The 21,733-nt window shown below is 63.4% G+C and carries 17 protein-coding genes; 8 read left to right on the plus strand and 9 right to left on the minus strand.

The window, feature by feature from the left end; translation table 11 throughout:
- The first annotated feature begins 6 nt into the window (after positions 1-6).
- The 3 genes from TQ38_RS13050 to TQ38_RS13060 all read left to right on the plus strand — a co-directional run bounded on the left by TQ38_RS13050 (position 7) and on the right by TQ38_RS13060 (position 4,359).
- A complete protein-coding gene (locus TQ38_RS13050; RefSeq protein ID WP_052505547.1) occupies positions 7-1,737 on the plus strand; it encodes a type I secretion system permease/ATPase in 1,731 nt (576 codons plus the stop codon).
- Between the two features lie 6 nt (positions 1,738-1,743).
- Positions 1,744-3,090, plus strand: coding sequence for an HlyD family type I secretion periplasmic adaptor subunit (locus TQ38_RS13055; protein ID WP_240197885.1), 1,347 nt, complete (start codon positions 1,744-1,746; stop codon positions 3,088-3,090).
- 528 nt (positions 3,091-3,618) lie between these two features.
- A complete protein-coding gene (locus TQ38_RS13060; RefSeq protein ID WP_240197886.1) occupies positions 3,619-4,359 on the plus strand; it encodes a sugar transferase in 741 nt (246 codons plus the stop codon).
- A gap of 287 nt (positions 4,360-4,646) precedes the next feature.
- Here the strand turns inward: TQ38_RS13060 and glgX are convergent, their stop codons facing one another.
- Genes glgX through TQ38_RS13085 form a run of 5 tightly spaced genes read right to left on the minus strand, consistent with a single transcriptional unit; the run spans position 4,647 to position 13,831 of the window.
- Positions 4,647-6,446, minus strand: a complete 1,800-nt coding sequence (glgX, locus tag TQ38_RS13065; RefSeq protein WP_043970975.1) for a glycogen debranching protein GlgX — start codon at positions 6,444-6,446, stop codon at positions 4,647-4,649.
- Complete coding sequence (glgA, locus tag TQ38_RS13070; protein WP_043970976.1) at positions 6,443-7,903, minus strand: glycogen synthase GlgA; 1,461 nt, start codon at positions 7,901-7,903, stop codon at positions 6,443-6,445. The genes glgX and glgA overlap by 4 nt, the downstream gene beginning before the upstream one ends.
- Positions 7,904-7,910: 7 nt before the next feature.
- Complete coding sequence (gene glgC, locus TQ38_RS13075; protein WP_082057516.1) at positions 7,911-9,170, minus strand: glucose-1-phosphate adenylyltransferase; 1,260 nt, start codon at positions 9,168-9,170, stop codon at positions 7,911-7,913.
- Between the two features lie 60 nt (positions 9,171-9,230).
- Positions 9,231-11,405 carry a 1,4-alpha-glucan branching protein GlgB gene (gene glgB, locus TQ38_RS13080; protein WP_043970980.1) on the minus strand — a complete coding sequence of 725 codons (2,175 nt, stop codon included), beginning with the start codon at positions 11,403-11,405 and terminating at the stop codon, positions 9,231-9,233.
- Positions 11,402-13,831, minus strand: coding sequence for a glycogen/starch/alpha-glucan phosphorylase (locus TQ38_RS13085; protein ID WP_043970982.1), 2,430 nt, complete (start codon positions 13,829-13,831; stop codon positions 11,402-11,404). Before TQ38_RS13085 ends, glgB begins: the two co-directional genes overlap by 4 nt.
- Before the next feature lie 380 nt (positions 13,832-14,211).
- Here TQ38_RS13085 and TQ38_RS13090 point away from each other — a divergent pair, with 380 nt between their 5' ends.
- Positions 14,212-14,511, plus strand: coding sequence for a hypothetical protein (locus TQ38_RS13090; RefSeq protein ID WP_043970983.1), 300 nt, complete (start codon positions 14,212-14,214; stop codon positions 14,509-14,511).
- A 136-nt stretch (positions 14,512-14,647) separates the two neighbouring features.
- On the opposite strand, the gene TQ38_RS13095 is transcribed toward TQ38_RS13090, so the two are convergent.
- The gene (locus TQ38_RS13095) at positions 14,648-15,319 is read right to left on the minus strand and encodes a GntR family transcriptional regulator (RefSeq protein WP_043970984.1); all 672 of its coding nucleotides are present in this window, start codon (positions 15,317-15,319) and stop codon (positions 14,648-14,650) included.
- A gap of 93 nt (positions 15,320-15,412) precedes the next feature.
- On the minus strand, positions 15,413-16,981 hold the full coding sequence (locus tag TQ38_RS13100; RefSeq protein ID WP_043971726.1) for a carbon-nitrogen hydrolase family protein: 1,569 nt from the start codon (positions 16,979-16,981) through the stop codon (positions 15,413-15,415).
- 152 nt (positions 16,982-17,133) lie between these two features.
- Here TQ38_RS13100 and TQ38_RS13105 point away from each other — a divergent pair, with 152 nt between their 5' ends.
- A complete protein-coding gene (locus TQ38_RS13105) occupies positions 17,134-17,409 on the plus strand; it encodes a hypothetical protein (protein ID WP_043970985.1) in 276 nt (91 codons plus the stop codon).
- Positions 17,410-17,428: 19 nt separating this feature from the next.
- On the opposite strand, the gene queF is transcribed toward TQ38_RS13105, so the two are convergent.
- Complete coding sequence (gene queF / locus TQ38_RS13110) at positions 17,429-17,911, minus strand: preQ(1) synthase (RefSeq protein ID WP_043970987.1); 483 nt, start codon at positions 17,909-17,911, stop codon at positions 17,429-17,431.
- 117 nt (positions 17,912-18,028) lie between these two features.
- Positions 18,029-18,478: a hypothetical protein gene (locus TQ38_RS13115; protein ID WP_162792251.1), complete on the minus strand. Its 450-nt coding sequence runs from the start codon at positions 18,476-18,478 to the stop codon at positions 18,029-18,031.
- 31 nt (positions 18,479-18,509) lie between these two features.
- Here TQ38_RS13115 and TQ38_RS13120 point away from each other — a divergent pair, with 31 nt between their 5' ends.
- The 3 genes from TQ38_RS13120 (at position 18,510) to TQ38_RS13130 (ending at position 21,706) form a co-directional block, all read left to right on the plus strand.
- Positions 18,510-19,346 carry a hypothetical protein gene (locus TQ38_RS13120; protein ID WP_043970991.1) on the plus strand — a complete coding sequence of 279 codons (837 nt, stop codon included), beginning with the start codon at positions 18,510-18,512 and terminating at the stop codon, positions 19,344-19,346.
- Between the two features lie 72 nt (positions 19,347-19,418).
- On the plus strand, positions 19,419-20,654 hold the full coding sequence (metC, locus tag TQ38_RS13125) for a cystathionine beta-lyase (protein ID WP_043970992.1): 1,236 nt from the start codon (positions 19,419-19,421) through the stop codon (positions 20,652-20,654).
- Positions 20,651-21,706 (plus strand): mechanosensitive ion channel family protein, encoded by a 1,056-nt coding sequence (locus tag TQ38_RS13130; RefSeq protein ID WP_043970994.1) that lies wholly within the window; start codon positions 20,651-20,653, stop codon positions 21,704-21,706. The genes metC and TQ38_RS13130 overlap by 4 nt, the downstream gene beginning before the upstream one ends.
- Positions 21,707-21,733 lie beyond the last annotated feature (27 nt).

Consider the following 21,733-nt stretch of genomic DNA (forward strand, 5'->3'; position numbering starts at 1 on the left):
GCTAGAATGGATCCGGCCAGAGAAAACCTGTTCGCCGGAGTCCGGGGAATGCTGCAAGCGGTGCTTCCCGTCCTGTGGCCGATCCTCGCGTTCAGCGCTGTATTCAACGTACTGCTGCTGTCCGGCTCATTCTTCATGTTGCTGGTTTACGACGACGTCCTTGCCAGCCGCAGCGGCGCGACCCTCGCGGGACTGCTGCTGATGGTTACCGTAGCTTATATATTCCAGGGCGCCATCGACGTGATCCGCTCCCGCGTGATGCTGCATACCGGCGCTCAGGCCGACCGCCGCCTGTGCGACCGGCTTTATGATGTAATCAGCCGCTATGAGCAGGAAGTTGGTCCCCTGCCCTCCGGCGCCGCGCCCGTGCGCGATCTCGATCTTGTGCGCGGCTACATCACCGGGGCCGGCCCGCTGGCGCTGCTGGACCTTCCCTATGTCCTCATGTTCCTGCTGATCCTGACCCTGTTTCACTGGGTGCTCGGATTGGCCACGCTCGCAGGTGTGCTTGTGATGATCGTGCTGATGGTCTTGGGAGACCGCCAGACACGGGGGCCCGCTCTACAGGCCGCAGCCGTTACAGCCGCGCGCTTCACCATGGCAGAGGACGTGCGCCGCAACGGCGAGGTTCTTCGGGTGCTGGGCATGGGTGGCCGTCGTCGTTCCAGTTGGGACGCAGTCAGCCTCAGCCTGATCGCCTCGCACGACGAACTGGCCGGTGCTGCCGGCCGAATGCAGGTGATCGGCAAGGCCTTCCGTCTGTTCCTGCAATCCTTCGTGCTGGCTGTAGGCGCGTTCCTGGTCATCGACGGCGATGCGACCGGCGGTGTCATTATTGCCGGCTCGATCCTGAGTGCGCGTGCGCTAATGCCTGTCGAGCAGACGATCGGGCAGTGGAAACCGATGACCGAAGCCAGCCAGGCCTGGCGCCGCCTGACCGGACTGCTGGAACACATACCCATCCGCGAGGCACCGATGCCGCTGCCGCGACCTAGAGCCAGCCTCGAAGTGCAAGGCGTGGTTTGCGGCCCTCCGGGTAGACAGAAGGTCACCGTCGCCAATGTTTCGTTCCGCCTCTCGGCCGGAGAAGCGCTCGCGGTGATCGGACATAGCGGATCTGGCAAATCGACGCTGATGCGCGCCGTCACCGGTGCCTGGCCGCTATTGCGCGGCGCGGTGCGGCTTGACGGCGCCTCGCTGGAGCAATGGGATCCCGTGCTCCTGGGCCGCGACATAGGCTATGTGCCCCAGGCCATCGAACTGTTCGACGGTACCCTCGCGCAGAACATTGCCCGCTTCGACGCAGAAGCCGATCCCGAAGCAATAATCGCCGCCGCCCGCGCCGCCGACGTTCACGACATGATCGTGGCATTGCCGGGCGGCTACGAATACGTGCTGGGCGGCTCCGGCGGGGGCGGTCTTTCCGCTGGCCAGAAGCAGCGCATTGCACTTGCCCGCGCGCTCTATGGCGATCCCTTCCTGATCGTGCTCGACGAGCCCAATTCCAACCTTGACGCGGCTGGCGAGGACGCCCTTGTCGAGGCTGTGCGCGCCGCCAAGCAACGCGGCGCAATCGTGGTCATCGTCGGCCACCGTCCCACCGTCTTCGCCCATGTCGACCACATCATGATCATGGCCGACGGCCAGCTCATGCAGATGGGGGAGCGTACCGAGATGCTCAAACGCATCAATTTCAATCCGGCGCCGCAATCCCCCTCCACTCAGTCAGCCGAGTAAAGTCCCGTGTCCAACCAGATTGCCATCCAACCCGGAACCTTGCCCGACCTTCCCGGCACATACGCGCCGGAAAAAAGCCTGCATAAGGAAGTACGCGCAGGCGTGTTCCTCTGCGCCGCGCTGGTATTCGGGCTTGGCGGAATGGCGACTTTCCTGCCGATGACCGGCGCCGTGATCGGGCCGGGAGAGGTCACCGTTTCCACATATGTAAAGGAAATCGGCCATCCCTCGGGCGGCGTCGTCGCCGACATTATGGTGCGCGATGGCGCCCATGTGAAAAAGGGACAGGCGCTGATGCGGCTCGATTCGAAAGTCAGCGGCGCTGCGGCGACCTACACTGGCGAGAATGTCGACCAGTTGCTCGCCCGTGCGGCGCGATTGACGGCCGAGCGGGATAATGCTGCGGGGGTCGCATTCCCGGCAGAACTGACACGCCGGGCCGGCGATCCCAACATCGCCGCGTTGATGGAGCAGGAACGCAAGACCTTCGTCCTCCGCCGCGATACGCGCCGATCAATGGCCGCGCAGCTGGGACAGCGGATCAGCCAAACGCAGGCCGATGTCGCCAGTTCACGCACCAAGGCGCAAAGCTTCACCAATCAGGCGGCGCTCATCAACGACGAACTCGACGCCACGCGCAAGCTCTACGAAAAGCGTTATACCACACTCGACCGCCTGAACGCCCTGGAACGCTCGGCCTCGGGTCTTGCGGCTGAGGCAGGCAGCGCCCGCGAAGGTGCGGTCTCCGGCGCCGCGCGCATCGGCGAGTTGCGGTTGCAGATGGGATCGATCGAGGCGGAAGCCCGCAGCACGGCAGCCGCGGAACTGATGGACGTCCTGGCGCGCGTAAGCGAAGTTCGCCGCGCCAGAGTGGCCGCCGACGACAGCTACGACCGAGCGGTAATCCGCGCCCCGCAGGCCGGCGTGGTCGACAAGCTCGCTTATCGCACCGTGGGGGGTGTCGTTCCTGCAGGACAGACCATCCTCGAGATCGTGCCTGACGATGACAACATGATCGTTGAGGCGACCATCTCGCCTGTGGATATTGACCAGGTGCATGCAGGCCAAAAGGCCACGGTGCGTTTCAGCGCCTTTTCCACCCGGACGACGCCGGAATTGATCGGCACGGTCAAGCATGTCTCCGCTGACCGGACCGACGACAAGACGACCCATAGCGCCTTCTACCGGGTAACCGTGGCGCTGGACCGGTCCGAAATCGCCAAGCTGGGCGAGTTACGACTGAGGCCGGGAATGCCGGCAGAAACCTTCATCCAAACCGGTCGTCGCACCATGCTCAGCTACATCCTCAAGCCACTGTCCGATCAGTTCAAACGCGCATTCCGCGAAGGTTGAAGCGTGTCTTGAAAGGTCAATTGCACGCCCTTCTCTTCGCGATGTCTTCACGCGAAGTTGGCGCAAGGCTTCAACCTTGTTGCTAGCCCAGGCCCATCACGAGCATCCGGCGATTCGCATAAATCAGATTGACCTTGCTTTCATCGGACACGCCAATCGATTGTATAAAGGCCAAACTTTGTCCGGATTGAACGACGCATACTTGAATCGGGACAACGAATCGTCCGTTTTGAAGCATTAAATTTTCTGCATCATTCATTATGGATGTTCGCACATGTCGCCCAATCAGCGGGTTTCTGAGGACATGCTCTCTCAAATCGAATCACAGACCGATGAATAGATTGTAATCGGACAAATTATTCATACCGCACTGCAGCAAGGCCTTATTGACCACTCTTTAACTTGTATTACCATGCGATCAACCAATAAGGGTGTCCGGTGCCAAGCAAGATTTCCGTTACCTCACAAATGGATGGATCGATGGAAGCTCTCTCGACTCATTATGGTGATACGGTGGGGAACGGGGCTGTGGCACCTTTCACCGTTTATCAGGATCTCCCCAGTTGCGGCGTTGCCGCAACTGTAGCTGTTGCACCTTTCATTCCCCTTCAGCCTGGGGATGAAGCGGGCCTCGTCAGATCGGAACGCGCATCCGCCCGGCCTACGCCCAGCGGCAGGGCGTTCGACATTACCGTAGCGCTCCTTGCGATCCTGGTGTTCCTTCCGTTCCTGATACTGGCCGCCATCGCGATCAAGCTGTCTGCGCCAGGGCCTGTCCTCTTCGTGCAGCGACGGGTCGGGTGCGACGGGAAGCTGTTTCCTTGCCTCAAGTTCCGCAGCATGGTGGTCAATTCGCAGGAAGTGCTGAACGCAGTCCTTGAAACATCGCCGGAAGCCCGCCTGGAATGGGAGCGCGACCAGAAGTTGCGCAGCGATCCACGCATCACGCCAATCGGTGCGATCCTGCGCAAAAGCAGCCTCGATGAACTGCCGCAGCTGTTCAACATCCTCGTCGGCCACATGAGCATCGTCGGCCCGCGCCCAATCATCGAGGCAGAAATTCGCCGTTACGGGCCACGCTTCCACGCTTATTGCTCGGTGCGCCCTGGCTTGACCGGCCTGTGGCAGGTCAGCGGTCGCAACGAGGTTTCCTATGAGGCTCGCGTCCGACTCGATGCTCTTTATGCCCTGCGCAAGTCGATGTTCTACGACCTCTCGATCTGCCTGCGTACTATCCCTGCCGTACTCGCCTCGCGGGGGGTCTACTGACCGAAGTGGCTTTTTCTCCAAGGAACAAAGTAGCCAGACAATGACCGCAGAAGCGACATCGAAGCCGCCAGTCAATTTTCCAATGGCGGCAGACCTTGAGCATCCGGCCGCTCGCATTGCCGCGCCTTGCGTGTCAGCGCGGCAGGCTATGGAGCGCGCAATCTTCCTTGCGCGCAAGTTGCACTATAGAATAGCGGGATCGGCGTCCGGCAATGACGAGAAACCTTCAGCGGTTGAGCATTACCCCAACTTTCGGGGCATCCTGATCGCCGCGAAATAGCATCACTTTATCGGCCGATCTCGACTCTTCGAGCGGCCCGATCGATGCGAAAGGCGAAAGGAACATTTTCATCCTCAGCCGCGCAACTCAGCCAGCCCTCACCCACCCTTTCCCAATCGGTGACGGCCATTAGACCGCCTTCGCGATTGAGCCATCGAACGGGTTCGGGAAAACGATCATAGCAGGACAGGTGCGCCGCTCGCTCTGCCGACAAGGCGGCGACATGGTCTTCCAAGTTTCGATCGCGGCCCACCCAATCAACCCAGCCAATCGCATTATCCTGACAATAGGCATTGTTGTTGCCCTGCTGGGTGCGGCCGAATTCGTCGCCAGCGGTGAGCATGATCGTCCCTGAAGAAGCGAAAAGCGTACCGAGCAGGGCTTTGATATCCGACCTGCGCGCCGCGATCACAGCGGCATCTTCGCTTGGCCCTTCAAGGCCATTGTTCCAGCTGAAGTTTTCGCCGTGCCCATCCCGGTTTTCTTCACCATTCGCCCAGTTATGGCGCTGTTCGTAGGCGACCGTATCAGCCAACGTGAACCCGTCATGGGCGGCCAGGAAATTGACCGATCGGCATCCGATATCATTTTGCGGACCGAATACGTCTGAGGAACCCGCAAGACGCATCGCCAATGCGCCGATACCGCCCTCACCTTTCCAGAATCGCCGGACATCGTCGCGGAAGCGGTCGTTCCATTCCAGCCAGTTCTCAGGGAATTGACCAAGTTGATAGCCGCCGGGGCCAATGTCCCACGGCTCGGCAATGAAAACACGATCGGCCAGTAACGCGTCGGCAGAAATCTCCGCGAAAATCGGCGCGGCGGGATCGAAGCCGGGGCCTCTTGCCAATACCGGGGCAAGGTCGAAACGGAAACCGTCTACCCCGCAACAGCTGACGAAATGCCGGATCGTATCCAAAGTCAGGCGGCGCACGGCGGGATTGGAAAAGTCCAGCGTGTTGCCGCAGCCGGTATCGTTGATCAGCTTGCCGCCGGGCGCGCGCGAATACGCAGCATCGTCCAGTCCGCGCAGCGACAACACGCCGCCTGCCGTGTCGCTCTCGCCCGAGTGGTTGAACACAAGGTCGAGAAGTACCCCGATCCCCTCTGCGTGAAGCGCGGCAATAGTATCGCGCAGTTCGGCCACGCCGCCGGGACACACGGCAGGATCAAGCGCCATCATGGCGACCGGGTTATAACCCCAGGAGTTGACGAGGCCAAGCGGCGGCAGGTGACGCTCGTCGATCCAGGCGACTACCGGCATCAGTTCTACGGCGGTAACCTTGAGTTTCTTCAAATGAGCGAGCACAGCCGGGTGAGCCAGCGCAGCTACGGTGCCGCGCAGGAACTCCGGCACGTCTGGGTGCAGCATTGTAAATGCACGCACGTTGAGTTCGTAGACAAGGCCGCCGCGGGCAAAACGGGGCCGCTCGGGCGTCAGAGGAATAGCCGGCGCAGGCACGACCGCGCGCGGGACGATATCTGCGGTATCCTCCCCAAAGCAGGCCAAGCGTGGATCCTGTACGAAGCGGCGGTCCAATGTGACAGCGTAGGGGTCTACCAGCAGCTTGGCCGGATCGAACCACAGCCCGTTTTCCGGTGCCCATTCACCCGCAGCGCGATAGCCGTAACGAGTACCGGCCAAGTCGCCGGGCAGCGTAATGGTCCAGTCCGGCCCGCTTCGCTCCATCAGGTGCCGGGTTTCCACCTCTCCCTCGAATCGGCAAAGCCAGACCATGTCCGCATCGGGCGAGCGCACCGCGAAGTGGGTCTGGCCCCCTTCGACATGCGCGCCAAACATGGTCATGCGATCAGCGCGGCGTAAAGATCCGCGTAAGCCTTCCCACTGGCCTTCCACGAGAAGTCGCACTTCATCGCGTTTTTCTGAAGGCGCCCCCATACCTCTGGCTGGCGATAAAGCGCTACGGTTCGGGTAAGCGCAGCGGCGAGGCCGTCATAGCTGACGCCGTCGAACTGCACGCCTGTCGCGCAGCCCGCAGCGAGAGCGGCGGGATTGGCGTCGATCACCGTGTCGGCAAGACCGCCAGTGCGCGCAACCACAGGCAGACAGCCATACGCGAGGCCATAAAGCTGCGTCAGCCCGCAAGGTTCGAAACGTGAAGGGATGAGAATCGCATCGCCGCCCGCCTGCATCCGATGCGAAAGCGCTTCGTCATATCCCACGCGGATGCCGATGCGGCCAGGATGACGGGCGGCGGCCTCGAAAAGGTCGCGCTCGATCGCGGCATCGCCCGAGCCGAGCAGCGCCAACCGCCCGCCGAGGCCGACGAGGTGGTCGATCACTTCATGCAGCACGTCCATGCCCTTCTGCCAGGTCAGACGGGTGACGACAATGAACACTGGTCCATCGCCTGCATCCAAACCGAACTCAGCCTCAAGCGCGCGCTTGTTGGCGCGGCGCTTGTCGAGCGAGCGGTGGCTGTAGCGAACGGCCAGCGACGGATCGGAGGCCGGATCCCATACGTCGGCATCGATACCGTTGAGGATACCGTGAACCGCGCCGCCGCGCTCCACGATCACACCTTCTAGGCCCATGCCGAAGGTGGCTGAGCGGATCTCGCGCGCATAAGTCGGGCTGACGGTGGTGATCGCATCGGCGCTGGCAAGGCCTGCTTTAAGCATGCCTACGCCGCCATGGTACTCGACCCCGTCGAGAGCCCAGGCCTCAGGCGGGAGGCCCAGCTGAGGGAACACCTCGGGGCCGGACCAGCCTTGAAAAGCCATGTTGTGAATGGTGATGACAGAAGGTGTACGGACCGCGCCATAAGGTGCGAAGCGCAGAAAGGCGGGGGCCAGCGCAGCCTGCCAATCGTGCGCATGGACGAGGTCGAAACTCTGCTGCTTGCCCCGCTTGACCACGGCGCCGCCTGCGATGTCTGCTGCGGCGCGGCCAAGAGCCGCAAAACGCTGCCAGTTGTCGGCCCAATCGCGGCCCGCCGCGTCGGTGTAGGGAGCGCCTTCACGGGCGTAGAGTGCCGGGGCATCGAGCACCAACAGCGGGTGGCCGCCTTCCAGCGTGCCGGAAAGCAAGCGCGCCGGGGTTCCCACCAGCGAGTCCCATGCGTGGACCGCCCTCGGCCGATTCAGCGCTGCAAGTACAGAGGCGTAGCCCGGCAGCAGCGTCGTCGTTTCCACCCCATGCGGGGCGAGCGCACCGGGAAGCGCCCCGACGACGTCTGCAAGCCCGCCCGTCTTGACCAACGGAACCGCTTCGGAAGCGACCGAAAGGACCTTGATCGTCATGCAGCGATCACAGTCCCAGTCGCTCGATCATCGGCTTGGTGATGAGGCACACGCCGTTGTCCGTGCGGCGAAAGCGGCGGGCGTCAAGCTCGGGGTCTTCGCCCACCACCAGGCCTTCAGGGATGCGCACGCCGGAATCGATGATGACACGGCTCAGACGCGCGCTGCGACCGATGTTGCTGTAAGGCAGGATCACGGCCTCATCCACGCAGGAGAAGCTGCCCATCTTCACCCCCGTCATCAGCAGCGAACGCCGGGCGAGCGCGCCGGACACGATGCAGTCGTTGGAGATCAGCGAGGAGATCGCATGGCCGCGCCGGCCTTCCTCGTCATGGACGAACTTGGCGGGTGCGGCGACCACCGCGTCTGACCAGATCGGCCATTCGCGGTCGTACATGTCGAGCTGCGGCACGGTGTCGGTCAGGTCAAGGTTGGAATCGAAATAGGCATCCAGCGTGCCCGCATCGCGCCAGTATTCGCCGATCTCCTCGGCCGCGCGGATGCAGCTGTCGGTGAAGCGGTGGGCCTGCGCCTTGCCGTGCTTGACGATGTAGGGGATGAGATCGCTGCCGAAGTCGCGCTTGCTGTCGGGGTCGGCGGCGTCGCGGCGGAGCTGGTCGAACAGGAAATCCGTGTTGAAGACGTAGATGCCCATCGACGCGAGCGCCATGTCCTCCTGCCCCGGAATGCCGGGCGGGTTGGCGGGCTTTTCAACGAATGCGGTGATCCGGTCGGCGTTGTCGACGTGCATGACGCCGAACTCCGTCGCCTCCATGCGCGGCACCACCAGACAGCCCACCGTCACGTCCGCACCCGAGTTGACGTGCTGCTGCAGCATCAGCTCGTAGTCCATCTTGTAGACGTGGTCGCCCGCCAGGATCACCATGTACTTGGGATCGTGGACCGCGATGATATCGATGTTCTGGTAGACCGCATCCGCCGTGCCTTCGTACCATAGCAGTTCGGAAATGCGCTGGCTGGCCGGCAGGATATCGAAGCTCTCGTTACGCTCGGGGCGCATGAAATTCCACGCACGCTGCATGTGCCGGATCAGGCTATGCGCCTTGTACTGCGTGGCGACGCCGATGCGGCGAATACCCGAGTTGATGGCGTTCGACAGCGCGAAGTCGATGATGCGCGCCTTGCCGCCGAAATAGACCGCAGGCTTCGCGCGGTTGTCGGTCAGTTCCTTGAGGCGGCTACCGCGCCCGCCGGCGAGGACGTAGGCCATGGCATCGCGCGCCAGCGGCCCAGACGGTGTTCTCATCGTTCGCTCTCCATTGGCCGCGCTTGCCGTTTGATTGTTGCAGTCATCTTGTGCCGGTTTTCAATCGGCGAATTCGAGCATTATCGTCGCAAGTGGCGGCAGCGTGACCGCCGCGCGCCCATCCACCGATTTCACTTGTCCGAGATTGCCTTTGCCAGTGCCCCCGTAATGCACGGAATCGCTGTTCAGGATCTCGTTCCACTTCCCCGCCAGCGGCAACGGCACACTGTAGTCCGTGCGCATCGTCGGCGTCATGTTGGCGATCACCGCGACCGGCTTCACGCCCGGGGCCTTGCGCAGCCAGGCGAAAACCGAATTCTCGGAATCGTCGACCACAAGCCATTCGAAGCCATCGCCTTCGCAGTCTCCTGCGTGAAGTGCCGGCTTTGTCCGGTAAAGACGGTTCAAATCCTTTACCAGGTTACGGACACCTTCGTGGGCCGGAGCGCCAAGCAAGTCCCAGTCCAGCGCGCGCTCCTCGCTCCATTCGCGGCGCTGTGCGAATTCCTGGCCCATGAACAGCAGCTTCTTGCCGGGATAGCCCCACATGAATGCGTAATAGGCGCGAAGGTTCGCAAACTTTTGCCAATCATCGCCGCTCATCTTGCCGAGCAGGGAGCCCTTGCCGTGCACCACTTCGTCATGACTGAGCGGCAGGACGTAATTTTCCGAAAAAGCGTAGACCAGCCCGAACGTCAGGTCGTCATGGTGATAGCGCCGGTGCACTGCATCGCGCGACATGTAGCGCAGCGTGTCGTGCATGAAGCCCATGTTCCACTTGAAGCCAAAGCCCAGCGCGGTCTCCTTGCCCTTGCCGTCGCCTTCATAGGCGGGCTGGGTGACACCCGGCCACGAGGTGGATTCCTCTGCCATGGTCATGAAGCCGGGGTGCTGGCCGTAAAGCGCGCGGTTGGTGGCGCGCAGGAACTCCACCGCCTCCCAGTTTTCGCGCCCGCCTTCCTGGTTGGGGATCCACTCACCCGCCTTACGCGAATAATCGCGGTAGAGCATCGAGGCGACCGCATCCACGCGCAGGCCGTCGACATGGTAGCGTTCTGCCCAGAACAGCGCGTTGTTGAGCAGGAAACTCTGCACTTCGCGGCGTCCGAAGTTGTAGATCAGCGTATTCCAGTCGGGCTGGAAGCCAAGGCGCGGGTCTTCGTGTTCGTACAGCGCGGTGCCATCGAAACGGACAAGCCCGTGATCGTCTTTCGGGAAGTGCGCGGGCACCCAGTCGAGCAGCACGCCGATGCCGGCACGGTGAGCGCCGTCCACGAAGCGGGCGAATCCGGCGGGTTCGCCAAACCGCGAGGACGGAGCGAACAGGCCCGTCGCCTGATAACCCCACGACGGGTCGTAGGGATGCTCGCTGATCGGCATGAACTCGATATGGGTGAAACCCATCTCGACGACATAGGGGATGAGCTGATCGGCCATCGCGTCCCAGTCGAGAAACCAGTTCCAGCGATCGCGGCGCCACGATCCGGCGTGGACCTCGTAGATCGAGATCGGCACCTTGCGCGCATCGACCGAGGCCCAGTGCGCGCGGTGGCCTTCGTCGCCCCAATCGAGCTTTGCGGGCACGGCGGTCATCGAGGCGTTGTTCGGCCGGATCTCCGCCATGAAAGCGAACGGATCGGCCTTCAGCGGCTGCACCGAGCCATCGGCGCCGACCACATGATACTTGTAAGCGCGGTAATCGGCGATATCGGGAATGAAGATTTCCCAGACGCCGATGTCCGTGCGGCTGCGCATGACATGGCGCCCCGCGTCCCAGTCGTTGAAATCGCCCACCACGCTGACCAGCACGGCGTTGGGCGCCCAGACGGCGAAGTGGACGCCCGATGCGCCCTCATGATCGATCAAGTGCGCACCCAGCTTGTCGAACAGGCGGAAATGCATGCCTTGCGCGATCAGCAGGTCGTCTACGGGGCCGAGGACCGGACCAAAGGTGTACGGATCGGTAACCAGCCAGTCGCTGCCGCGCGCGGCGCAGCGGTAGCGGATCGGCTGCGGTTTTACAGGCAGGCGTGCCTCGAACAGGAAGCGATCGTCCACCTTGTCGAGAGTGCCGAGGCGGTGACCGTCGAGGCTGAACGCCTCGACCGTCTCCGCGCCCGGCAGGATCGCGCGCAAGGTGGTGCCACTTGGTCCGGGATGGGTGCCGAGAAGCGAGAACGGGTCTGCGTTGGTTCCTTGAAGCAGGGATTCGATGGCGTTTTCAGATGGCTTCACAGAACTTTCCAGATGTCCTTGGCATATTCACCGATAGTCCGGTCTGATGAGAACCACCCGACGTTGGCAATGTTCCTGATCGCCGAGGTGCGCCAGCCCGCGGTGTCCACCCATCGCGCGTCGACCTGGCGCTGCGCGGCGGCGTAGGCGTCGAAATCGGCCGCGCACATGAACCAGTCATGGTCGTAGAGACCGTTCACCAGCCCTTCGTAACGGCTCGGATCGTCGGGCGAGAACACCCCGGACGAGATGGCGGAAAGCGCCTGCGCCAGTTCGTGCGACCCTTCGATGACTTCGCGCGGGTTGTAGCCTTCGGCGCGCTTGGCGGCGACTTGCTCGGCAGTAAGGCCGAAGATCACGATGTTGTCGTCGCCGACGTGATCCTTGATCTCGACGTTGGCACCGTCGAGCGTGCCGATGGTAAGCGCGCCGTTCATGGCGAACTTCATGTTGCCCGTGCCCGAGGCTTCCATGCCTGCCGTGGAAATCTGCTCCGACAGGTCGGCCGCGGGGATGATCCGCTCGGCCAGGCTGACATTGTAGTTGGGCACGTAGACGACTTTGAGCAGCCCGCCGACCGAAGGATCGGAATTCACGCGCCGGGCGATGTCGTTCGCCAGTTTGATGATGAGCTTGGCATTGTGATAGCTGGGCGCCGCCTTGCCGCCGAAGATCTTCACGCGCGGCACCCAGTCCTGTTCGGGGTGACTGCGGATCTGGTCGTAGAGGGCGACCGTCTCGATGAGGTTGAGCAGCTGGCGCTTGTATTCGTGGATGCGCTTGATCTGCACGTCGAACATCGCATCGGGATCGAGGCGGATGCCCATGGTCTTGCGGATATGCTCCGCCAGCGCGACTTTGTTGGCGCGCTTCACTTCGCCGATACGCTCGCCCAGCGCGGCGTCTTCCGCCAGCGCGTTGAGGTCTGTCAGCCTGGCCGCGTCATCGAGAAATTCCGGGCCGATGGCGTCCTTGATGACGTTGGTAAGGCCCGGATTGCACTGCTGCAGCCAGCGGCGCGGGGTGACGCCGTTGGTCTTGTTGTTGATACGGGTGGGATACAGCGCGTGGAGATCGGCGAACACCGTCTCCTTCATCAGGTCGGTGTGCAGCGCGGCCACGCCGTTGATCGAGTGCGCGCCGACGAAGGCAAGGTTCGCCATGCGTACACGGCGCTCCCCGCTCTCGTCGATGAGCGAGATCGCGGCGATCTGTGCGTCCGTCAGGCCGGCCTTGCGGGCCTCGCGCAGGACGCGGCTGTTGATCGCGTAGATGATCTGCATGTGGCGCGGCAGCAGCCGTTCGAACAGCGGCAGCGGCCAGGTTTCCAGCGCCTCGGGAAGCAGGGTGTGGTTGGTGTAGGAGATGGTCTTCTTGCACACCTCCCAGGCCTCGCCGAACTCAAGCCCGTGGACGTCGACCATCAGGCGCATCAGTTCCGCCACCGCTACCGAGGGGTGCGTATCGTTGAGCTGGATCGCGGCCTTGTCCGGCAAGGTGCGGATATCGCCGGCGTACTGGACATGGCGGCGCACGATGTCCTGGATCGATGCGGCGGTGAAGAAATACTCCTGCCGCAGGCGCAGTTCCTGGCCGGACGGGCTGGAGTCGGCGGGATAAAGCACGCGCACGAGGCTTTCGGCGCGCATCTGCTCGGCCAGCGCGCCGAGGTGGTCGCCGGCGTTGAAAGCATCCAGCTTGAGCGGGTCGATCGGGTTCGCGGTCCACAGGCGCAGCGTGTTCACGCGCTTGCCCTTCCAGCCGACGACAGGGGTGTCGACGGCAGTGGCTTCCACCTTCTCGGACGGGTTCCAGATCACGCCGTCGCCCTGCGCGGCCACTTCGCCGCCGAAGCCGACGAGATAGGTGCTTTCCACCCGCTCGAACTCCCAGGGATTGCCGTGAGCCAGCCAGGTTTCGGGCAGTTCGACCTGCCAGCCATCCTCGATACGCTGGCGGAACATGCCGTTCACATAACGGATGCCGTAGCCGTAAGCCGGGATGTCGAGGGTGGCGAGGCTCTCCATGAAGCAGGCCGCCAGCCGCCCGAGGCCGCCGTTGCCCAGCGCCGCATCCGGCTCCATCTCTTCCAGTTCGGCAAGGTCGAGACCATGTGCGGCAAGCGCCTTTTCCATCTCGCGCGTCATGCCCATGTTGGACAAGGCATCGCGCAGCAGGCGGCCGATCAGGAACTCCATCGAAAGATAGTAGACCCGCTTGTCACCGGCATCGTAAGTACGGCGCGTGGATTCGAACCAGGGGTCGATGATCTCGTCGCGGAGGGCGTAGATCGCGGCCCTGTACCAGTCATGCTGCTTTGCCGCACGTTCGTCCTTGCCGACACGGTTGCGCAGCACGCGCATGATGTGCTTGTCGAAATCGGACGGCGCTGCTGGCTTGGTGTCGGACACGGGTTCGCTGGCCACGAAAGCTCTCCTTGACAGGCCGCCACAAGCGCCGTTTTCGGCGCGCCGTGACGACGCCGGTTATCGCCAGGTCAGGGGGCGACCTCCCCCCTCTCCCACTCTTCCGCATCATGGCTAGCACAGGGTTACGGGGCGGCAAGTGCCATTGTGCAGTGCCGCAAGAAATTCGCTGGACGATGGCGAATTGAAGTCTCGCCAAGCGCAGATACAGAAAAACGGTCGGACTGGATGGATCTCAATCGGTAGGAACGATCAGCACTCAAACTTCAGCGCAAGCGTGCAGCGGAGGACCCAAAATCGCAAAGGCACTTGCAATTTCGCGCGCGGGAGCAGATTATGCTGCAACGCACAATCGATATGACTATACTTAGGTAACCCTGATGAGCGACCCGCGCCTTAAGCTGTTAGAGGCTATCGCCCACAAGAAAATCGTCGCGGCGTCCTATAATGGCGCCACCATCAGGCTGGCCCCTCACCTGCTTTTCCAGCGGCATGGAGACTTGTTTCTCAGCGCGCTGAACCTGAGCAAAAACTGGCGGTCGGAAGACGAAAAGCAACTTGGCCAGTTCAAGCTGGCAGGCTTGGCCACGCTCGAACTGATCGACGAGAATTTCACGCCCCTGTCGTCCTACGAGGCGCAGCCGCCCAGGCCTGACGACGTTCTCGTACTGGGCGTGTGACGCGCAGGCGGTCAGTCCCCGCCAGCGGGTCAAGGGCCATGCCCCTGCCCGCAGACTACGACGACTACACCGCCTAGTTACTCAATGTATACGAACGCAGGCCTATCCCGCTTCGTTCAGAGCGCCTGAACCGGGATTAGCCGCCATGCCGCCCGAGCCCGGCACGGGTGCGGCGTATGTGCATGACGAGCACCGCCTGCGCGGTCTCGACCTCCTTGTTGGCCACGGCATCGTAGAGCAGTTGCTGCTCGATATCATGCGTGCGGCCTGCGCCCGCTGTGGTATTTTCCATCGCCAGCTTCATGTAAGCGCGCCGGTAGCTCTGCGTGGTATCCCAGACCCGTTCCACGATCTGCGCAAGCAGCGGCGTGGAATGCCGGCGATAGGTGATCCAGTGAAACGCGCGCTCCAGTGCAATCGCCTCGTCAACGTCGGCAGCGCTCTGGTTACGCTCCATCACCTTGCGCAAATCGGCGAGATCTTCGCCGGTCAGATGCGGCATGCTGTCAGCCAGCAGCAGCGGTTCGATGCGCTCACGGATCTCGTAGGAGACCTCCAGATCGCGGCGTGTCAGGGTCGTGACACGCGCACCGGCATTGGCCCGGATGATGACCAGGCCCCTTGCCTCCAAGATGCGCAAGGCGTCGCGCACCGGAATGCGACTGGTGGCCAGTTCCTCCGCCAGTTCGTCCTGCTTGATCCGCGCGCCCGGAACGAGTTCGCCCGACAGGATGCGCTCGGCGAGAATGTCGGCGACGCGCTGGCTGGCAACGCCGTGCAATGCGCTGGAGGACGGATCTTTTGTCATGGGCGTTCCATCAGGTGGTATACGATCGCGCATAGACCACGGCGCCTTCCGCGCCAAATCGCGAATGCGCCGGGCCAACGATATCACCCAAGATCAATCGCCCGGGGTTTGGGTCCACTCCACGCGGTACAGGTCGAAACGGCGGTCCTTGAGGTTCTGCACGGCGCCCGATTGCCGCGCCGTCAGCAGCGCATCGAGGCTGAGGTCGGCGATGGCGATCGTCTCGGTATTGGGCGCGGTGTCCGCCGCCACCCCGTCGCGGGCGAAGGGGAAGTCGGACGGGGTGAGGATGGCGCTTTCCGCATAGTGAACGTCCATGTTCTCGACGTTGGGCAGGTTGCCCACCACGCCCGAGGTCACGACGTAGCACTGGTTCTCCACCGCGCGGGCCTGCGCGCAGTAGCGCACCCGCAGGTAACCGCGCCGTTCGTCGGTGCAGAACGGTACGAACAGCATCAGCGCGCCCTGGTTGACGAGATGGCGAGCCAGTTCGGGGAACTCGCTGTCGTAGCAGATCATGACGCCGATCGGTCCGCAGTCGGTCGGGATGACGTTGGCGCCGTAGCCGCCGCGCACGTTCCACCAGCGCCGTTCGGATGGAGTGGGGTGCAGCTTCTGCGTCTCGTGCACCGCGCCGTCGCGCAGGAAGGTGTAGGCAATGTTGCGAATCTCGCTCTTGCCGCCGCCCAGCTTGACGCGGGTGGGGTGCGAGCCGCCGATGATGTTAATATTGTAGCTGACCGCCATGCGCTGCATGAATTCGACGAAGCGGTCGGTATAAGTCGCGACCTTCTCGATCGCTTCCACCGGCTCCAGCTTCGTATCTTCGATCGAGAGCAGTTCGAGGGTGAACAGTTCCGGGAAAACAACGAAATCGCTCTCGTAGTCGGCCGCGACGTCGATCCAGTATTCTACCTGTTCCTCGAACTGGTCGATGGTGTCGATCTTGCGCATCTGGAACTGGACGGTGGCCACGCGCACGCTCGAAGGCACGCGTTCCTTCAGGCCCGGGACTGCCTTGCCCGTATCGCGCGGGGCAAGCGGATTGACCCAGTACATCATGACCGCGTTCCCGCCGCTCTCGCGGTCGGTGGGGATATAATCGGGTAGAATCCCGCGCGGCTCGTAGCCCTCGTTGATCTGGAAGTTGATGACCTGATCGCGGATCTTCTTGTCGCGCACGGCCTGCACGTAATCGGCCGGATCGGGGTACTGGCGCTTGCGGCGCGAGTAGCCGGGCATGCGGCCCGCGAAGGCGATGCCCTTCAACTCGAAATACTGGCAGACTTCCTTACGCTTGCGGTACAGGCGCTGGCCGATCCGCAGACGGCGGTAATCGGGATCGACGCAAACCTCGAAACCATAAAGCACGTCGCCTTCGGGTGCGGGCGGACGGCCATAGCCGCCATTGCTGATCTCTTCCCAGGTGTGCGGCTTGAAGGCGAGGTCGGCGGTGACGATCATCGTCGCACAGTGGCCCGCCACCTTGCCTTCATATTCGGCGACGAACTGGCCTTCGGGGAAATTGATGAGCTGGCCGCGAATCTCGGCACGGGTGAAGGCATCGGCCTTGCCGTATACTTTGACTGAAAGGCGGGCGATGGCCGGGGCATCCGCGACGGTGGCCTGGCGGATGATGAGCTTGGCTTTGGTCTGATCCATGAGTGGGGCTAATACGCGCGGCAGGCCGTGCGGTTCCAGTCCGTTATCGCCCTTGGCCAGCAAGAAATCCTGCCAGACGGGAAAAATTTCGAGCCAAACCGGGATACATGAGCGCCCGTGTCCGTTCTCTCTGCAAGGAAGGAGAACTCACCATGAGCGCAACCCTCTTCGCCCTCGCCCTGTTCGCCTGTTCGGACGATGGCACGGCCTGCGAGCGCATTTCCGCCGTTCCGGCCCAGACTTATCAATCGCGCGAGCAATGCGCTGCCGGCATTGACGCCGCGCTTGAAACGGACGCGGCACGCCGCGCCGAAGCGCCCACCGTCTATGCCCAGTGCCTGAGCAATCGCCAGATGGCCTCTATCGGCAGCGGCGTGATCGACCTGACGCGGGTCAACGGCGCCAGGTTCGCCAGCGCAGGGTTTTAATCAGCCCTTACCGCGTTAATCAGCCCCTGCCGCGATAGCTCTGCACACCCTGATCCGGCACCCAAAGGCCTTCAGGCGCGGCGCTAGACTGCCAGAACACGTCGATCGGGATGCCGCCGCGCGGATACCAGTAGCCGCCGATACGTAGCCACCTGGGCTTCATTTCGTCGAACAGGCGCTGGCCGATGCCGACCGTGACATCTTCGTGGAAGCCGCAATGATTGCGGAACGAGCCGAGAAACAGCTTGAGGCTTTTGGATTCCACGATCGTCTCGTCCGGTGCATAGTCCAGCACCAGGTGGGCGAAATCGGGCTGGCCGGTGACCGGGCACAGCGATGTGAACTCAGGCGCGGCAAATCGCACAAGATAAAGACTGCCGACGCGCGGGTTCGGCACGTAATCCAGCACTGCCTGTTCCGGCGATGCAGGCAGGGCGCTCTGCTGGCCAAGATGCATCGGCATGGAAGCGGGCGGCGTCGAGGGGGGAAGTGTATCGCTCATTCCAGAGCCATGCCGCCAAGCCATCGACAAGACAAGCATGCTCTGCCGCCCCCGGCTTTAGATCAACGGGGGCTTGCAACGGCTCGCCGCGTGTGAGCATGGGCATTAACACGCGGTTCACAGCGAATTGGGCGACGGTAGCAGGGTCATGAGGGGCAACAGCAGAACCATTTCGCGCGCGGCTACGGCAGCCGTGCTTTCGGCGACCGTATTCACGGCCGCGCCCGCAATATCGCCTGCACTGGCGCAATCGGCCAGTACCTGGAGCTTGCCCGAGCCGACGGCGGCGCCCACCGCCTCGCGCGAGCAGGGTCCGGTCGACGGCGCGAACCCGGTAGTGCGGCCGGGCGAGCGCGCCGGCCAACCGCAAAGCCAGCCGCAACCGGCACCCAGCGCCGTACCCACGATCACCCCGCCTGCCCCGCCCGCCGTTCGCGTCACGCCCGCGCCCACTGCGCAGCCTTCGGCTCGCCCTCGCCCGGCGCCCAGCGCCGCTGCGCCTTCCGCAGAGCCTACGGCGCAGCCGACGCCGGAGGCCGCCGCCACCGCCGATGCGCCTCTCGTCACGCCGACCGCCTCCGCTACGCCCGAGGCCCCGGTGGCCGCTCCGACCGCCGAGCCCACTGCGGCCGAGCAAGCGCCGGCTGCAGCGCCACTGGCCGCGCAGGAAAGCTGGCCGTTCTGGTGGTGGGCCGCGCCGCTGGCCCTCCTGGTTCTGGGCGCACTTGCCTTCCTCCTGCGCCGTGGCCGTGCCCGGCCTGACGCAGAGGAATGGGAGGAACCCGAACAGGTCGCCCCTTCACCCGCTGCCATTGCTCCGGCTGCGGCTCCGGCTCGGAAGCCCGAAATCGCTGCAGCACCGGCAAAGACCGCGCCTGCCGCACCTCAGCCGGCGTTCACTTCGCCTGCGCCTGCCGTCGAACCGGCAGGGATCGAAGTTTCGTTCGAGCCTGCAGGCCTGCGCCTTTCGCTGGTCTACGCGACGCTCCAATACCGCCTCACCATAGCCGCAGCGACCGACCTGCCGGCCGGCCAGTTGCTCGGAGACATGATCGGCGCCCACGGCTCGATGTCGCCCGAAGAGCAGCTTGCGCCTCCCGTGGAAGTCCTGACCGCCCTGAAGTCCGTCCCGCCCATCGCCGCCGGTGAAAGCGTGACACTGACCGGCGAAATACAGTTGCCCCTGACCGCCATCCGGCCCCTCCAGCAAGGCACCGCCTCGTTCTTCGTACCACTGGTGCGCATGTATCTCATCAACGAAGCCGTCGCACTGCGCCGCGTCTACACCGTAGGTATTGAGGGCGGCGGTGCGGGTCTGTCCCCGCTGCGCCTCGACACCGGCCCGCGCGAGCACCGCGAACTCGCCGCCCGCGAAGTAGAAGGTGCACGGGCTTACCCGTTACAGCCCGGCGAACATCACCGCGCCGCTGGCTGACAACCTCCCGGAATATCGGGCGATTCCCAGCCTCGTCAAAATGTCCTAGGGTCTGCCTACCGACACACGGAGATGACATTGGACACCAGCAAGCGCCTCCACGAGCTTTCCAAACTGCCTCAGGCCCCGGCGACCCGGATCGTCGGCGCCGGACGGCGCAGCGAATGGACCGGGCCGGTGGTCAACCCGCCCGTCTGGCGCGCCAGCACGCATCTTTACCCCGATACCGCCGCGCTTGCTCAAGGCCCCCGCACGAACGAGGACGGCCGCTTCTTCTACGGCCGGCGCGGCGGTCCCACGCAGTGGGCACTGGCAGATGCGCTGACCGCGATCGAGCCCGGAGCGGCGGGCACCGTCCTCTACCCTTCGGGCCTCGCGGCAATCGCCGGGGTCATGCTGACCCTGCTGCGGCCGGGCGACGTCGTGCTCATCAGCGACAATGCCTACGACCCCACCCGCGCCATGGGCACCGGACTGCTGACAGATTTCGGCATCGAGCCGCGCTTCTTCGACCCGCTGGACATCGCCGGCTACGAAAGCCTGTTTTGCGAACGGACCCGCGCCGTGTTGCTGGAAGCGCCGGGCAGCCTCTCCATGGAAATGTGCGACCTGCCCGAACTCGCCCGGATCTCTCGCGAAAAAGGGACGGTCTCGGTGCTCGACAATACCTGGGCCGGACCGCTGGGCTTTCCGGCGCTGGAACGCGGCATCGATATTACGCTGATGGCGCTCACCAAGCATGTTGGCGGCCATTCCGACGTGATGATGGGCAGCGCGAGCGCCGGGCCGGAACTCTACGCCAAGCTGCGCCAGCGTGCGCAGCAGCTGGGTACCGTGGTTTCACCCGACGACGCTGCGCTGACCCTGCGCGGCCTGCGCACCCTGCACCTCCGCCTGCGCCACGAAGCCGATAGTGCGCTGGCCATTGCCGAGTGGCTGAAAGAAAGGCCGGAAGTAGCGCAAGTGCTGTGCCCGATGCTGCCCGGCGCGCCGGGGCATGACATCTGGAGCCGCGATTTCTCCGGCGGCTGCGGCCTTTTCAGCTTCACGTTCAAGGGCGGCACCGCAGCCGCGCGCAACCGCTTCGTCGATGCCCTCACCCTGTTCGGCATCGGCTATTCCTGGGGCGGGTTCGAGAGCCTTGTGGTGCCGATCGATCCGTCCACCTGCCGCAGCCACATGGCCTGGCCGCCCCAGCCGCTCGACGCCGGCGACAGCCACGGCGTACGACTTGCCATCGGGCTGGAAGATGCAGGCGACCTTATCGCCGACATCGAACAGGCGCTCGCCGCCTGGCGGGAGGGATGACAACTCCGGCCGCCCTCGCCGCGACTACCCGCGCCGCGACTGCGGCCCCAGCGCCCGCCGCCGCGGCGGGAGTGATCCCGGCGCAACCGATGTCCGGCGCCGATGGTATCAAGGACGCGGTCACCTCGCGCAGCGATGCCATTGGCGATGTGGTCAATACGCTCGACAAGCTGGCTGTGCAGGTGGGCGCGACGCGCTTCTCGGTATGGGACCTGTTCGTCGTACTCGCCGTGCTGGCACTGCTGATTTCGGCTGCCTGGGCCGCCAGCCGCTTGTCGAGCCGTATCCTTGCGCGCGCCAGCAGCCTTGATCTTACGCAGCGGCTGCTGACCGAAAAAATGGTCAGCCTGTTCATCTGGGGCTTGGCGATTCTCGTCGGTATCGACGTACTGGGCATAGACCTGACCGCGCTAACGGTGTTTTCCGGCGCCTTCGGCCTCGCCATCGGCTTCGGCCTGCAAAAGACCTTCGGCAACCTGATCGCGGGCATCATCCTGCTGATGGACAAGTCGATCAAGCCGGGTGATGTGATCGCCATCACCGACCAGGGCGGGCAGTACACCTTCGGCCAGATCCGCCGCATCGGCATCCGCGCCGTATCGCTCACCACTCGGGATCAGAAGGAATACCTGATTCCGAATGAGAACCTGATGATCAATCAGGTCGAGAACTGGTCATACTCCAGCCGTAACGTGCGTATTCAGGTGCCGGTGGTGATCCCTTACGCCACCGATATCGAGCGTGCCGAGGAACTCATGCTGGCTGCCGCGCGCTCTGTAAAACGCGTGCTTGTGGCGCCCCCGCCGACGGTATGGCTGGACAGTTTCGGCGAAAACGGCGTGGCCTTCGTGATCCATGTCTGGATCACCGATCCGGAAGAAGGCGTAGGCAATGTACGGTCTGACGTTCTGAAGACCCTGTGGCGGCTGATGCGGGAAAACGGCATTCGCGTGCCCTATCCCCAGCGCGATCTGAATCTGCGCGACACCGAGGCCATGCGCGATTTGATAGAAGCGCTGCGTGGAAAAGTGGACCGAAACGATCAGGCGTGAGCGCATGAACCATATGCTCACGCCGAT

Origin of the sequence: Novosphingobium sp. P6W (assembly GCF_000876675.2) — a bacterium.
Taxonomy (GTDB): Bacteria; Pseudomonadota; Alphaproteobacteria; order Sphingomonadales; family Sphingomonadaceae; genus Novosphingobium.